Here is a 13,524-nt window from a genome sequence, read left to right as displayed (position 1 = left end):
ATTAAAACAATGACATTACTTAAACTTGATGTCGAATTGTTTTATTCTGCCATCATTAATGCTTGCCAAGCTATTATTGAGCATCGCGAAGCATTAAATGCAATTAATGTATTTCCTGTTGCTGATGGCGACACAGGTAATAATATGGCAGCAACAGCGCAAGCCATCATTACGCATGCATCACTTAAACCTACTTTTTCTGAAACCTGCCAATCTTTAGCAAACGCTGGTATTTTAGGAGCACATGGTAATTCGGGGATGATCTTTTCGCAATTTTTTAATGGCTTTTTAGAGACGCCTTTATCGAATGCATTAAAAACCAACGATTTTGCTAATTTGATTAAAACAGCTTGTGTTAGTGTTCGCAAAGCTATTGTTAATCCTGTTGAGGGAACTATTATAACGGTGATGGATGCATGGGCTAATAGTTTAATGGATAACGCCACAAATATTGCCTGTTTTAATATTCTTTTACAAAAGACAAAAGATGTCGTTGATAAAGCACTAGCGTCAACTATGCAGACGCTACAATTACTTAAAGAGTCGCACGTAGTCGATGCTGGCGCATTAGGCTTTAATTTTTTTATCCAAGGTTTTACCGAGTTTTTAGCAAATCCAATTAAAAAACTAGAAAAAGTAGATTTTAATTTCGAACAGAATTTACATGAGCTTCCTAGCCATAGCAAGCCACCAACAAATCGTTATTGTAATGAAGCTTTATTAGCAGGTGATGACCTTAACCAAAAAAAACTAACTCATTTATTAGGTGATTTAGGTGACAGTATGGTTATTACTACGAATCAAAATTTATGTCGCGTTCACATTCATAGTAATAACCCACCTAAAATTTTTACTAATTTGCGCGAAATTGGCAAAATTCAATATTCCAAAGTAGATGACATGCTACGACAATATCAATCCATTTACGAAAGAAAGCATCCCATTGCTTTGGTTGCTGACTCAAGTGCTAGTATTCCTCAATACCTATTAGATCAACATCAAATACATTTAATACCACTTAATGTCCAATTAGATGGGCATGATTTATTAGATCATTATTGTTTTGATGCCAATCATGTTTTTAATGTTTTAGGAAATTTGAAAACCTACCCTACCACCTCATCACCTACCTATGCTTTTATAAATGAAAAAATTAGTTATCTGGCAAAAAATTATGAACAGGTTCTTATTCTTAGTGTGGCTCAAGTGCTAAGTGGTACTTATAACGCCATAGTCAATGTTGCCAACCGCTACGCTAATATTCATGTGATCAACACTTGCCATGTTTCAGGAAGTCAGGGGTTATTGTTAAATTATGCTGCCGAGCTAATTAACCAAAATTTACCTATAAGTGAAGTGAAAGAAGCTGTATTGGAAAAAATTAGTAAAACTTACTTTTTTATTATGGTAAATCAATTCGATTCCTTAATACGCTCCGGCCGAGTAAGTAAATTAAAAGGAAGAGTTGCACATTATGCAGGATTAAAACCTATTATTTCATTAGACAAGGAAGGTAGAGTTATCCTTGTTGATAAAGCATTTAATGAAGTGAAAGCGTTAAGTAAGCTTGTTGTTAATGTGAGTAATCTAATGCAAGACAAGGATTTAGACAGCTATTGTATTATTCATGCAGGGGTCGCGGAAAAAGCAGAAGAATTCGCTGTCATGACTACTGAAGCGTTTAAAAAAGAACCTTTATTTATTGATCCTGTATCAATTGCCATTGGTTTACATGCCGGTAAAGGATGTATTGCCATTGCAGCCATGCTTAAATAATTTTTAAATTTGCAAAGGCACGCTGTCTAGTTAGCCAGTTTAATAAAAAACCATAAAGAGGAATAAATGATATTAAGCTAATTAAAATTTTAAATCCTAGGTCCACAGCCGCAATCTCTACCCAATGCGTACTTAAGTAAAGATTATTACTATGATAAAAAGCAATAAAGAAAAAGCAAAAAGTATCTAATATATTGCCAAAAATCGAAGCAATACTTGGCGCCACCCACCACCGACCATAGTGTCTTAATTTCTGAAAGAAAAAAATATCGAGTAATTGACCTAGAACATAGGCAAGAAAACTCGCCAATGCAATTCTAAAGACAATTAGATTTAAACCCCATAGATAGCCATGATCAAACCAATTTGAGATAAAAAAAGATAAAATTAAGGCTGGTAACATAGCAAAATAAATAACTTTACGAGCCTCAATAGCACCAATGAGCCTAGTTGTTAAATCAGTACAGATAAAAACTAGCGGATAGGAAAAGGCACCCCAAGTTGTATGAAAATTTAGGAGTGTAAAGGGATGTTGCACGAGAACATTACTAAGACAAATTACAAAAATATGAATTAAAGCAATGCCTATCAGCTTAGAATACATAGAATTTAAATAAAAAGATAAAATTATATTCTAATTAACGTAAGTTCGACATAAAAGAGACGAAGGCTCTTTTATGTCGCTAAACGAACGTTATCCCGTGAAATGCGAAGCATTTATACGGGATCCAGATTAAATATAATTAAATTCGACATACAATATAGCAAATATTTTATGTTGAATTCACATTAGTTAAATGAATTAACTAGTGTAGAATTTAAATTATCTTGCTTGCGAACTTGCAGTTCTCTTGCCATCTCTAAAGTTAGAATCTTTTGTAAATTAATAACCGCTGCAACTCGGGAAGGATGGCTAATATTTTTACGCTCACTCAGCCAAACTTCAATTCCATCCATAATTTTTTGTAAAGCATCTAAATTATCAATAATTATACTAGTAGAATACCAATAAATAAGTTCATCTAACTCTTTAGTTGCTTTAGTACGCCAACTAAAAAACCCAAGATCACTTTTATCTTTCCACCAATAATACAAACTTTGCTTGTGTAAAGGTTGCGAATTAGAAGGTATATTTAAATTTAATTTCTTAAGCGCTGTAGAGACCGTTTCTTCGTACTTAATGGGTAAAGTAATATGAGTATGGATAGAAAAATAGAGCTGTTCATTAAGCCAACTTTTTAAAATCTCCACTTGTATACTTCGACTGGAAGTCTTGGAATGAATAGCGTGTATAGCTTCCCAATTAGATAACTGAGTATGAAGTGCCTTTAATTGATCCAGTCTATAAGCATAAATTCCATTTTCTACTTGCTCATCCAACGCTGCTATCGTTTTATCTAGCAAATGGGTCTGATAGCTTGCTAATCCACTAAGTTTTGAGTATGCATCTCGACTATCTAGCCACCACTGTTTTATATTCCCCGTTCTTAGGGTTTTTCTAAGTTCTGCAACAGTTTTTTTGGTTTTAAAAAAGATCATTGTAATTAACAATTGAAAACTTTGAACGATGATAAAACAATTTGTTTTTATTTACAATAGGTTAGTTAAAATATATAGGAAAACAAATCTTTAATTGAAAAAATATTAGACAAATAGTATGTTTTTTGGGTAAAATAAGACTTTAAATAATTTATTTTAGGATAAAGTAATGCCATTTACGTTTTTTGACTCTATCAAACCCTCGGCCTCGGAACCAGGCCTGAATGCTCATAAATCAAGTGCCTTAACTCAAATAGTATCAAGCAGCCTTGCCTCTACTAATGCTGTAATAGATTTTAATCCCACTACTCAAATTCCCCAAAAATTTGTTCAAACCATAATTGGGTTTTCGTCCCTTTTCCGACCAGACGTTACAAATTTTGAAAAGATACAAAATGCTTTATTAGGATTACTTGCTGCAGCGCACTTAAGTTTAACTACCACTTCATTATTTCAAAATTTAAACTGTAATGAAAATGATTCTAATCCAATCTGTCGTAGTATTTTTATATTAGAAATTTTCTATATAAGTCTTTTATCTTTAGGTTGGAGCGTAGGTGAAATTACAGCAGCTATCCAGCATGCAACTCAAAATCTACCTTCAACTACTGACTTAAATTCTAAGAAGATAGCAGCATTCACAGAACTAGTTGGCAATTTTATTGCTAGTTTAAGTGACAATGACACCCCTATCATACAAATTCCACAAAAAATTATACAAACAATTGCAGGCTTTTATAGTGCTTTTAATGCTGTAGAAAATAAGGAAAGAGCGCAAAATGCCGCCCTAGGAGCCTTTGCTTTGGCGCAATTAGTTTTAAATATTATATTACTTGTTCAAGGTAGAAGCTGCGAAAATAATGCGGATTTAATCTGTAAGCTTTGTTTTTTATTTAAGGCTCTTTATACGGGTACTTTATCGCTAGGATGGAGTGAGGGTGAAATTAAAGCCTATGCTCAGCGGATTCAACAAGCAGCATCGGCCCTGCCAGGAGCACAAGCAAACAATGCGCCTAACCACGTTGGTATTCCTATAGCTCCGAACCAAGTACCTCAACAGCCTCAACAAACAACAAATAGCTCTTGCACTATTATTTAACAAATGAATCAAGCGCTAGTTTGAAACAACTAGCGCTTATGAACTAAATAAAAACTCGCAGGCGCCTTGAAATTTAAAATTATTCTTCGACTTGAATATCAATTTTCTTCTCAAGCGCTGCTTCTTTTTTAGGGATAATAATCTCAAGAACACCTTGTTTGTATTTAGCACTTATTTTGGCATCATCGGCTGTTTGAGGCAGACTAAAACGACGATAAAATTGTCCCTGTGCGCGTTCTACTCGAGTATAACCATTTTTTTCTTCCGTTTTGTCGAAATTCCGTTCGCCTTGAATGGTTAATAAATTATTTTCAAGTGAAATATGAATATCTTCTTTATTAACCCCAGGAATATCAGCAATAACAACAAATTGATTTTTATCTTCTTTAATATCAACTGAAGGTGCCCAAGTACTCGTTGTAACAAAAGACGAGTCATCTTGTTGCTGACCTCTTAAAAAATTATCCCATAAAGAATTGATGTCTCGATATAAAGATGGAAAATAATCACGTTTTAAACTATTCATACTTAATTTCTCCTTTATGAAATAGGGTATGCCTAATAAATATTAATTATTTTTCAAAATTCAAGGGGAGATAAATAAAAAATTAGAAAGAGGCTATTATTCACTACGTAAAGAAACAATGGGCTCCATTTTGGCTGCTCGTTTAGCAGGATAAAAGCCAAAGAAAATGCCTGTAGCAACGGAAACAGCAAAACCCGCAACGGGTGGCAATAAGTAGAGCATAAATGCCCAACCACTAAAATAAGCAACGCCGGCTGTAAACAATAGTCCTAAAATAACGCCGAGAACTCCGCCTAGTAGGGACAAAATAACTGACTCGACTAGGAATAACATTTGAATTTCTTGGTTACGCGCCCCAACGGCTTTACGAATGCCTATTTCCTTTTTACGTTCACTAACAGAAACCAACATGACGTTCATGACGCCAATACCACCCACTAATAAAGAAATGCCACCAATGACTGCTAAGAGTAAGGTAAAAATACGACCTTGGCTTTCCATACTAGCAATAATCTGCTTAGCACTGCGAGGAAATACACTTAGTTTAGGCGCATATGTTGTGATGTAGTGCTTAAGCTCGGAAATAACGTCATCAATGGGGCTATTTGGCTTTAAAAGCATAATTGCATTATTTATCTTGGTATCCTTACTAATTAAGGCCATGCCAGAAATAGGAATAATGACGGCTTGATTGATATCTTCATTAAAAAAGCCACTTTCTTGCCACGGCTTGGTAATACCAATAATAGTATACATAGCCTGGCCTATACGTAATTGTTTCCCAATAGGATTATCTAAGGTGAGCTTTTTTAACTGATCTGCAAGGCCATTGCCTATAACGCAATAATGTTCAAAGGATTCAACGAAGGAAACAAAGTGACCTTCTGCCATATCAATATGAATAATGCGTGCCAAAGCATCATCGGCACCGACGATAGCGCCCCTTAACGGAAATCCTTGAAAACTTATTGTTTGGTAAGCTGTTGCATAGGGTGCTATTTCTTGCACTGCTGAAATTCTATCAGGAATTTGCTGCCAAACTGATAAAGACACTTCATTCCCACCGCTTTGCGAACTTTGCTTTTGTTCTTGTTGAAATAAAGAAACAGCAAGCAAATCAGTGCCGAGTGCTTTGAACTGAGCTAAAGCTTTCTCAGTCGCTAATTGACCACAGCTAATTAAAGCCACCACCGCAGCAGTGCCTACTAAAATACCTAACACCGCTAAAAACGATCGCAGTTTTGCTGCATTTAAATTAATGATTGCTTGCTGGCAATGACTTAATAAATTCATGATTCACTCTCAGCAACAATTTGGCCATCTACGATGGTAATACGACGCTTACATTGAGCAGCAACGTGGTTATCATGCGTTACCATGATAATGGTTCGACCTTCAGCGTGCAAAGTTAGAAATAAATTTAAAACTTCAGTTCCTGTTTTCGAATCAAGAGCACCTGTTGGTTCATCTGCGAGAATAACTTGAGGCTCACCGACTAAAGCACGAGCAATAGCTACTCGCTGTTGCTGCCCGCCTGATAATTGCGTAGGACGACGCTCAGCAAATGTTTCCATACCAACACGCGCTAAAGCCTGCATGACTCGTTCATCTATCTCTGAGGCGCTCATATTTTTTCTATAAATAAGAGGTAATGCTACATTTTGCTTCGCTGTAAACCGCGACAATAGATTAAATTGTTGAAACACGAAACCAATTTGTAAATTACGCAGCGCCGCTAACTCATCTTGATTAAGTGCTGCAACATTACGCTGGTTAAGCAGATAGGAACCATTATCGCCTTTATCAAGTAAACCGATAATATTCATTAAGGTAGATTTACCTGAACCTGAGGCACCAACGATAGCTAATAACTCACCAGAGTCAACAGATAAAGAAACCTTCTTTAATACCTGACTTGTGACTCCTCCTAGAGAATAATTTTTAACTAATTCTTTAATCTGTATAAGTGGCTTATCCATCATAGACTACTGTATCACCTATTTTTAAGCCCGATTCTATAATTACCTTATCCGCCAAGGCTGAACCGGTCGCTACCTGACGAGTAGCAATTTTACCATCTGCAAGTACTCGCACGACATTGCTGCCCTTCTCACGCTTTATAGCCGCAATCGGAATAACTAATTGATTATTTCCATCAAGCGAAAGTTCAATCGCTGCACTCATCCCTACTTTAACTAATGCTTGTTGCTTTGCTGTTAACTGTTTAACTTCAACGGTAGCATTAAAAGAAGGTAAACCATTACTTCCTGTACTTGAGGCTTGTGCATTAATAGCGACTAATTTACCTTCTAAAACTTCTTTACCTAAAGCAACGCCTGTTATTTTAGCCTGCATACCTGGCTTAATTTTATCAATGTCCACTTCAGGTACATCAATCTCTACACTAATTCCCCTTAAATCTCCAATTAAGGCAATCACCTGACCTGCTTTAACTGCTGAGCCCACTTTTAAATGGCCTGATTTCTCATCACTTGATTTAGGCGGAGAAAGCAATACACCTTGAGCGGGCGCTTTTAAATGAATAAGATTATGATTTCTTGTTAAAGCCTCTTTAACTTTATTAAATTCTGCAATACTTAAAGTTGACAAATTTTTCGCATCCGTATCATCAATTTTATCTAACATTTCTGTCAGTTTACGCGTTGACTGCATAAGCGCAACACGTGCTGTATCTAAGCTAGACTTTTCACTTAAATAATTATTTTTAGCAATTAGACCTGCTTTCCATAGTTCATCGGTCCCGGTAAATTTAGCCTTGGCAATTGTGAAATTATCTTTAGCTTTTAAGTAATCCGTTAAAACTTCATTATATTGTTTTTGTAACTCATTCGAATTTAAAGTGATGACTATCTCATCTTTCTTAACTACTTGCCCATAGTTATAATTCATCGTTTCAATGACAGCATCCATAGGGCATGTAATAGCACTTTCATGAAGTGGCTGAATAGTTCCCGTAAAATACAGCGTTTTATGAATAGGTTCTGATTTAACAGTATAAGTTTGTTGTTTAGTTGCTGTAGGTTTACTGGAATCGCTACAGCTTATTAGTAGCATTACTAATAATGGAATTGTTAATGTTGAAATAATTTTCATTGACCGTACCTAAGCTTAATCTGCCATTCATCTAATGTTGTACCTAATAAGCGTTGCAAGGCTGATAGTTGGTTAAGATAGGCTATTTTAGCACTAATCAATCCTGCTTGAGCTTGTATTAACTGATTTTGGGTATTACTTACATCGAGCGCTGTTGCAATACCCGCTTGTAATTTTTTCTTTTCTAACTCATAAGATTGCCTAGCTAATCTAACTTGCTTTTCTGCTAAGCGATATTGTTTAGCCTGGCTTTGAATCGCATTAATTGTATTAGTAATGGTGGTAATAAGTGCACGTTTTGCAGCAATTAAATTTAATTTATCTCTTTCTAACTGTACTTTAGCATTGATCAGTTGACTACGCCGACCGATATCATTAATAGGAATATTAAGCGATAAATTTATGGATTCATTTATATTGCGACCATTATAAATACCTCTTAAACCTCGATTTAGGCCAGTTACATCTGATGTCGTACCTGACTGAACACCACCACTTAAGTTAAGCTCCCAGAGTTGCTCATTCTTAGCTAGATTAAAGGCTCTTTCATCCGCTTTCACCGTCATTTTTTGTGCTAAATATTGGCTATTATGATTAAGCGCAATATCAATGGACTGCTGTAAGCTCGGCACTTTAACATTATCTAAATTCACATCGTTAGGTACAGCTAAGTGCATATTTGGATCAAGGCCAATTGTTTGTAATAAATCTTGCGCTGCAGTTTTAAAATCATTTTCTCCCTGCTCAACCATCAAACTTAATGACTCAATTTGATAAGATTGTTGAATATTGCCCGTAGGTTCTAACTGCCCTGCTGCAATTTTCTTTTGATTAATTTCAAACGTCCTGCGTGCTTCTTCTAACTGACGGCGCTGATTTTCTAAGTTATTCCCACTTAAAATTAAATTACGGTAAGCACTAATTACTTGGGTGATTTGGTCAATAATGGATTGTTTTAAATTAATTTTACTTATAAATTCTGCATCACGTGCATCTAATAATCTCGCTTCATTAACGTTTTTACCAAAACCACGTAATAATGGTTGATTAAAAGAGAAATTAAGTACAGGCGTAAAAGTATTATAATTAGGTACATTATTATCTATACCTACGCTTAATGTTGTTCCATACTTCGTTTTTAAGGATACCTCAGGAGAAACATAAAGAGACTTATTGACGCTATTACCTACCCCGCTAAAGCGATTTTTCTCTATAGAAGCCGCACCCTCTATAGCATACTGCAATTCAAATTCATTATTGGCCAAACGTAACTGATAGCGCTGAATGATTCTATCAAGTTCAGCATTCTGAATATTAGGGTTATACCGTAAAGCCAATAAAATAGCTTCTCTTAAACTTAAATGTTGAATTTTCTTATTTTTTATATTTGGCGCTGTTGGTAATTCAACCCAATTATTAAGCATGTATTCAGGATTAGCCATGGCTGTCTCTAAACGTTGACCTGCTTGACTAACTTCAAGAGCTTCTTGCTTGGGCGCTTCTACCCAACGATATAATGAACTACTTTCTTTAGGAGTCGTTATGGAAGCGGCATAAAGATCAAATGCCCCTAAAATTATAGCTAAGGCCCAACCAAGCACTAAACTTATTAACCGCATGTTTACCAAAAGCATCAAACCTTAAAAGTCTTCATGGTTAAATTTAAATCATATCTAGCTGCACTATACCATTTTTAATCTTGGTGGCAAGCTTAGAGTAAAACTTAAGATTCTCATGAGGGAGGTGAAGGAGTATATATAAGCGTACAACACTGAGACAAGTGAACTTGCAACGCAGTATAAAGCTTAATGAATAAAACTATTCTTTCCTAGAAAGACTATGACATAATCCGTATTAAATGATTTACCCTAAAATAATATGAAGTATTCTGACTTGCGGGATTTTATTGAACAACTTGAATCCCGTAACTTATTAAAACGTATTAATTATCCTGTATCGCCCTATCTCGAAATGACTGTCGTTAGCGATAGAGTTTTAAAAGCTCAAGGGCCTGCGCTCCTTTTTACTCAACCTAAACAAGCTTCAATGCCTGTATTAACTAATCTTTTTGGAACAGTAGAACGAGTCGCATTAGGTATGGGTGAGGAAAGTATTACAGCTTTAAGAGAGGTAGGTAAATTACTAGCTGCATTAAAAGAACCTGAGCCCCCTAAAGGGTTTAAGGACGCTTTCAGCAAATTACCTCTGTTAAAACAAGCCTTAAATATGGCACCTAAATACATTACCTATGCAACTTGCCAAACTCATGTATGGGAGAAGGATGAGGTCGATTTATATAGCCTACCTATTCAAACTTGTTGGCCTAAAGATGCAGCGCCCTTAATTACTTGGGGACTGGTAACGACTAAAGGCCCGCAGCAAGCACGCGAAAATATGGGTATTTATCGCCAACAAGTGCTAAGTAAAAATAAACTGATTATGCGGTGGTTATCACATCGCGGTGGCGCTTTAGATTTTCAAGCCTGGCAACAAACTTACCCCGGGGAACGTTTTCCTATTGCGGTTACTTTAGGCGCTGATCCGGCAACTATTCTTGCGGCTGTGACTCCTATTCCTGACACGCTCTCTGAATATGCTTTTGCAGGGCTACTGCGTGGTCAACGCACTCAGTTAACCCGTTGTATAGGTAATGATTTACATGTACCAGCGACTGCAGAGATTATTTTGGAAGGTTATCTAGAGCCTGGCGTTGAAGCACCGGAAGGTCCTTATGGTGATCATACTGGGTATTATAACGAAGTACAGGCTTTTCCTGTTTTCACCGTAGAACGAATAACCCATCGCGATCAACCTATTTATCATAGTACCTACACTGGCCGCCCACCTGATGAACCGGCTATTTTAGGTGTTGCTTTAAATGAAGTATTCATACCATTATTGCAAAAACAGTTTCCGGAAATTGTCGATTTTTATTTGCCTCCGGAAGGGTGTTCATATCGATTGGCTGTTGTTACCATCACCAAACAATATCCTGGTCATGCTAAGCGAATTATGATGGCCGTTTGGTCTTTTTTAAGACAGTTTATGTATACAAAATTTGTTATTGTTTGTGATGATGACATTGATGCACGAAATTGGCAGGATGTTATTTGGGCGATGACGACGCGTATGGACCCATCACGTGATACTGTTTTAATGGATAATACACCTATTGATTACTTAGATTTTGCCTCACCTATTTCAGGACTAGGTTCTAAAATGGGTTTAGATGCAACAAGTAAATGGCCCAGTGAAACACAACGTGAATGGGGCGAGCCTATAACCATGGACAAGGATGTTGTACAAACTGTGGAAGCTTATTGGCAACATTTAGGACTATCATCGTGAATCAGGCTTTAATTAGTGCACAGGTTGAGCGTATTGCGCCATTAACTGATAGAGTTATCAAACTAATACTTTCACCCAGTCATTACATTGATTACCAGGCGGGACAGTATTTACAAATTTTCTCAATAAATGACTATTTAAGTTATTCCATTGCTAATGCGCCCTTAGGCTCTCATAAATATGAGCTACATATTCGACATGTCCAGCAAGACTTTTGTAATCGCACCCTTTTTGCCGAAATCAAAAAGCAAGGTGCTGTTAATATTCGCTTGCCTTTTGGCGATTGTCATTTAAATAAATTAAAAGCTAAGTCGCCTATATTGTTTATTGCTGGGGGAACTGGCTTTGCACCTATTAAAGCGATGATAGAACAATTATTAGCTACGGGTGATGCAAGGCCTTTTGAGCTTTATTGGAGTGCGCGCTCCCAAAGTGATTTATATATGGATGAAAAAGTAAAACAATGGCAAGCCCATGTTGACCATTTTCGTTATTTTCCTCTTTTATCTAATACCAATATAAAAGATAAAATTGCTAATTATATTGTTCAACAACATCCACATGACCTGGATAAGTACGAAATTGTTATTGGTGGCCCATTTGATATGGTCTATGACATCCGCGATGCATTAGTTGTGCAAGGAATTCCAACTCATCATATGTATTCTGATGCATTTAGCTTTGAAGCAAAAAAGGAGTAATTAAATGGAAACATTTTATCAAATTTTAGGACTTATTGGTGCAGGATTAATTATTTGGTTTATGTATCGCAGTATTAAATCTAGGCCCGATTTATTTAGTCGCGACAATTTAAATAAGAGTTTTTTTACTATGGGAATACTAGCTATTATTTTAATTGCCTTTGTAGGCTTATTAATACTTATGGTTAGAAATACTTAATGCCTACTTACAGTACTATAATAACGGCCCTGTTGTATTTTAAGATATGAAGAAATTTTCGGATTATCTATTTCATGCTCAAAAAGATCGCTTTTTAAATGGCATTCTTCCACATAAGTTGTTTGACTACTGTTATCAACTAATAAACGATACCAAGCGTTACGCGTAGCAAAATCACGCTTAGTCGCTTGCGGGTTAGGGCGCCCTGAAGCTTGAAAGAGGGGATCAATATCGATAACAACTGCTCGATAACCATGCTGTTGATGTACAACGCAATCACCAATATTAAACTTTGCCACTTTTTGCATGTCACCTCCCTCTAATAAAGGTAGAACATGTTTTATATCGGTTACTATGTTTATAAACTTAAGTATTTTTCTGTTTATAAGAAGCTAAAATAATACCAAGCTCATATAAAATACACAGAGGGGCTGCGAGCATAACTTGCGATAAAACATCCGGTGGCGTTAATAACATTCCAACAGTAAAGGCACCCACAATAATATACGGCCTAATTTGTCGTAAGGTGGTGATACTCACCAAATCTAGGCGAGCTAATGTTAAACAGACAAGTGGTACTTGAAAGCAAAAACCAAATAACAGCAACATCCGTGTAATAAAATCGAGTGTGCTTGCCATATCAGGCATAATCTTAACTGGGAAAGGCGTTGCTTTGGTAAAAAACTGAAACATAAAAGGCAATACAATATAAAAGCAAAACAGCACACCCATAGTAAATAAAGAAATACTTAGTAAAATACTACTACCTAAATTTTGTCGTTCACGTGCATAAAGTCCCGGCGCTGCAAATTGCCAAATATGATAAAGCGCGACTGGCGCGGTACAAAGTAAGGCTGTGTCAGCAGCTAAATTGAGTGGTGTTAGAATAGGAGACGTAATTTGTGTCGCAATAATAAAATTATCAGCCGGTAAAATAGAAAGCAACGGCTTTACAAGCCAATAAAATAGCTGTTGCGAGAAATAAAAAAACAGTAAAAAAAAGCATAGAAAAATACTTATCACAAGCAACGCACGTTGTCTTAATTCTAATAAGTGGCTTAACATGAACTCGCTTGATAAGTTAAGTTTTAAATTAGCATAATTTTATTCTTGATTAGGAGCAACCTTTCTGCAAAATTTTTAATTATGCAGCTTAAAATTCACAGGAAAAGAACATTTTACTTAGTATAATTGCAGCCTTAGCTAACCCATTATTATCTAT

14 protein-coding genes are annotated in these 13,524 nt (G+C 36.0%); 5 read left to right on the top strand and 9 right to left on the bottom strand.

Annotation, left to right across the window (positions count from 1 at the left end):
• Positions 1-9 precede the first annotated feature (9 nt).
• Positions 10-1,776, top strand: a complete 1,767-nt coding sequence (locus tag DYH30_RS00390) for a DegV family protein (RefSeq protein ID WP_115329490.1) — start codon at positions 10-12, stop codon at positions 1,774-1,776.
• Here the strand turns inward: DYH30_RS00390 and DYH30_RS00385 are convergent.
• Together DYH30_RS00385 and DYH30_RS00380 are read right to left on the bottom strand one after the other, a co-directional pair.
• Positions 1,769-2,380, bottom strand: a complete 612-nt coding sequence (locus tag DYH30_RS00385; RefSeq protein WP_115329489.1) for a 7-cyano-7-deazaguanine/7-aminomethyl-7-deazaguanine transporter — start codon at positions 2,378-2,380, stop codon at positions 1,769-1,771. The genes DYH30_RS00390 and DYH30_RS00385 overlap by 8 nt on opposite strands.
• A 185-nt stretch (positions 2,381-2,565) precedes the next feature.
• On the bottom strand, positions 2,566-3,315 hold the full coding sequence (locus DYH30_RS00380; protein ID WP_115329488.1) for a hypothetical protein: 750 nt from the start codon (positions 3,313-3,315) through the stop codon (positions 2,566-2,568).
• Between the two features lie 169 nt (positions 3,316-3,484).
• On the opposite strand from DYH30_RS00380, the gene DYH30_RS00375 reads away from it, so the two are divergent.
• On the top strand, positions 3,485-4,414 hold the full coding sequence (locus tag DYH30_RS00375; protein ID WP_115329487.1) for a hypothetical protein: 930 nt from the start codon (positions 3,485-3,487) through the stop codon (positions 4,412-4,414).
• 79 nt (positions 4,415-4,493) lie between these two features.
• Here the strand turns inward: DYH30_RS00375 and DYH30_RS00370 are convergent, their stop codons facing one another.
• The 5 genes from DYH30_RS00370 to DYH30_RS00350 all read right to left on the bottom strand — a co-directional run bounded on the left by DYH30_RS00370 (position 4,494) and on the right by DYH30_RS00350 (position 9,673).
• Complete coding sequence (locus DYH30_RS00370) at positions 4,494-4,940, bottom strand: Hsp20/alpha crystallin family protein (RefSeq protein WP_115329486.1); 447 nt, start codon at positions 4,938-4,940, stop codon at positions 4,494-4,496.
• A 96-nt stretch (positions 4,941-5,036) separates the two neighbouring features.
• Positions 5,037-6,233: an ABC transporter permease gene (locus tag DYH30_RS00365; RefSeq protein ID WP_115329485.1), complete on the bottom strand. Its 1,197-nt coding sequence runs from the start codon at positions 6,231-6,233 to the stop codon at positions 5,037-5,039.
• Complete coding sequence (locus DYH30_RS00360) at positions 6,230-6,922, bottom strand: ABC transporter ATP-binding protein (protein WP_115329484.1); 693 nt, start codon at positions 6,920-6,922, stop codon at positions 6,230-6,232. Before DYH30_RS00360 ends, DYH30_RS00365 begins: the two co-directional genes overlap by 4 nt.
• The gene (locus DYH30_RS00355; protein ID WP_115329483.1) at positions 6,912-8,054 is read right to left on the bottom strand and encodes an efflux RND transporter periplasmic adaptor subunit; all 1,143 of its coding nucleotides are present in this window, start codon (positions 8,052-8,054) and stop codon (positions 6,912-6,914) included. Before DYH30_RS00355 ends, DYH30_RS00360 begins: the two co-directional genes overlap by 11 nt.
• Positions 8,051-9,673 carry a TolC family protein gene (locus DYH30_RS00350; protein ID WP_115329482.1) on the bottom strand — a complete coding sequence of 541 codons (1,623 nt, stop codon included), beginning with the start codon at positions 9,671-9,673 and terminating at the stop codon, positions 8,051-8,053. The genes DYH30_RS00355 and DYH30_RS00350 overlap by 4 nt, the downstream gene beginning before the upstream one ends.
• Positions 9,674-9,932: 259 nt before the next feature.
• Here DYH30_RS00350 and ubiD point away from each other — a divergent pair, with 259 nt between their 5' ends.
• From ubiD to DYH30_RS00335, 3 genes are read left to right on the top strand one after another with little or no spacing between them, the layout of a single operon-like run.
• On the top strand, positions 9,933-11,402 hold the full coding sequence (gene ubiD, locus DYH30_RS00345) for a 4-hydroxy-3-polyprenylbenzoate decarboxylase (protein WP_115329481.1): 1,470 nt from the start codon (positions 9,933-9,935) through the stop codon (positions 11,400-11,402).
• Complete coding sequence (locus tag DYH30_RS00340) at positions 11,399-12,103, top strand: ferredoxin reductase domain-containing protein (RefSeq protein ID WP_115329480.1); 705 nt, start codon at positions 11,399-11,401, stop codon at positions 12,101-12,103. The genes ubiD and DYH30_RS00340 overlap by 4 nt, the downstream gene beginning before the upstream one ends.
• Before the next feature lie 4 nt (positions 12,104-12,107).
• Positions 12,108-12,302, top strand: coding sequence for a hypothetical protein (locus tag DYH30_RS00335; RefSeq protein WP_115329479.1), 195 nt, complete (start codon positions 12,108-12,110; stop codon positions 12,300-12,302).
• On the opposite strand, the gene hspQ is transcribed toward DYH30_RS00335, so the two are convergent.
• Together hspQ and tatC are read right to left on the bottom strand one after the other, a co-directional pair.
• Complete coding sequence (hspQ, locus tag DYH30_RS00330; RefSeq protein WP_115329478.1) at positions 12,299-12,610, bottom strand: heat shock protein HspQ; 312 nt, start codon at positions 12,608-12,610, stop codon at positions 12,299-12,301. The genes DYH30_RS00335 and hspQ overlap by 4 nt on opposite strands.
• Positions 12,611-12,668: 58 nt before the next feature.
• Complete coding sequence (tatC, locus tag DYH30_RS00325) at positions 12,669-13,367, bottom strand: twin-arginine translocase subunit TatC (RefSeq protein WP_115329477.1); 699 nt, start codon at positions 13,365-13,367, stop codon at positions 12,669-12,671.
• Positions 13,368-13,524 lie beyond the last annotated feature (157 nt).

This window comes from Legionella busanensis (assembly GCF_900461525.1).
Classification (GTDB): Bacteria; Pseudomonadota; Gammaproteobacteria; order Legionellales; family Legionellaceae; genus Legionella_C; species Legionella_C busanensis.
The sequence above is the reverse complement of the archived record's forward strand: the minus strand, read 5'-3'. Positions and strand labels throughout refer to the sequence as shown.